2 protein-coding genes are annotated in these 1,543 nt (G+C 59.0%); both read right to left on the bottom strand.

The annotated features are described in order from the left end of the window. Positions 1-223: 223 nt before the first annotated feature. Positions 224-613: a hypothetical protein gene (locus D9V29_RS12170; protein WP_121673604.1), complete on the bottom strand. Its 390-nt coding sequence runs from the start codon at positions 611-613 to the stop codon at positions 224-226. Positions 614-1,237: 624 nt separating this feature from the next. Beyond that, the coding region (locus D9V29_RS12165) for an integrase core domain-containing protein (protein ID WP_147436277.1) at positions 1,238-1,543 on the bottom strand (306 nt) is incomplete at its 5' end.

Raw genomic sequence — 1,543 nt, 5'->3', positions numbered from 1 at the left:
ACATCTTCAGCGGGGACAAATAGGAGAACAACGATTTTCCGCGCCTGCGAAATTGCTTGTGTTCAGCACGCCCAACCCTGAGCGCGACAGACGAGCTTGCAAAACTTCGACACGACATGCGACCGCTCAGGTGCAGCCGAGTACACGTGGTCATGCACTCGGTCCCGCGATTCGAGGTGTGGAAGTATCCCGCTGATCGAACCGGCAACACGACGATGGCGCGCTAGTCGGCGCTAATCGTAGAAGGCTTGGTTCTTTTCTCACCCCGGCCGATGCGGATTCCCCCGGTGGTGGCCATCGCCGCGAAGAAGAAGAAAACGCTGGTGGTGTTCCAGTCAGGGAGTGCCGTGATTACCTGGCCGCCTTCACTTCTCCAGTCGCAGGCACGCCCGAAGGGCAACAGAGAGATGTAGGCCCGCTCAGGCTCACGGGGAATAAGCGCGGGGTACGGTCGCGATTCGGGGAATGGCCCCTCGACCACGCAGTTATGTTCGATGCCGTCACGCCAGGCGAGAAACCCACCGCCAGCTAGAGTCCACATCATTCCGAGGACTCCGACGACTATGAGGAACATGTAGAGATGTTGCACATCCCTCGATTGCTCGTCACTCATGCACCGAACATATCGGACGCAGCCGCTGTCGCGGATGCGTGGGCGAACCCTGTCCGCAACAGCCCCTCATGAATTCGCTCGAGTGGATCTGTTGTGAGACACGATGACCACGGCGGGCGGTACAAATGCTGAACTCATCAAGAAAATGACTCCTAGACCCCATTCAAAAAAGAGGAACATCGCTCCAATCCCTACGAGTATCACACCGCCTACAAGTAACAGCACGCTTGCCACGGGCCGCCGATATCCCCGATCGTTCCTCCACAACGGGATCCGGCGCCCGCCTGCCGCTCGCACCTCAAGGATCCTCGAACGCGCGGAGACCGCAAGACCTGCGAGGAGGAACAGGAAGCCAATGATGATAAGCAACATGTACTCCGATGGATGCCGGTGGGTCGTACTCGTGTTCTCGAGACTGTACGCTGATGCCCCGCCGCGCGGGTAATTCGCGCGTCGGGCCATTGCAGAAAGCCCAACGAGAACCCTCACTCAAGTTTCTATGCAACGATCCGACCATTCGCGACTTTGGTCAACTTGGCACGAATCGGCGCCTAGAAATAGTCACTGTGCAGATTCGTAGGGTGGTCATTCGAGGGACGGCCAGCGACGCTCTGCGGGAACCTTCTAGGTGTACTGCCCAGCCAGGTTGGTTAACCGGCTGATGGGTGGGTGGCCTCCGATGGCGGTGTGGGGTCTGTGGTGATTGTATTCGTGGAGCCAGGCCGGGAGTGCGTTTCGGCGGGCTGACTCGGTTGTGTAGTGCTTGCTGAATGCCCAACCGTCGGCGAGGGTGCGGTGGAAGCGTTCGATCTTTCCGTTTGTCTGCGGCCGGTAGGGCCGGGTCTTCTTTGCTTTGATGCCGAGCTCGGTGCAGGTGTCGCGCCAGAGGTGGGATTTGTAGGCGGAACCGTTATCGGAGAGTACCCGCTC

Source organism: Mycetocola manganoxydans, assembly GCF_003667545.1.
Lineage (GTDB): Bacteria > Actinomycetota > Actinomycetes > Actinomycetales > Microbacteriaceae > Mycetocola_A > Mycetocola_A manganoxydans.
Note: the sequence above shows the minus strand (reverse complement) of the source record. Positions and strands in the feature narration are given on the sequence as shown.

Coding starts and splice junctions, on each gene's coding strand:
- D9V29_RS12170 (WP_121673604.1), bottom strand. CDS start 613: ATGAGTGACGAGCAATCGAGGGATGTGCAACATCTCTACATGTTCCTC.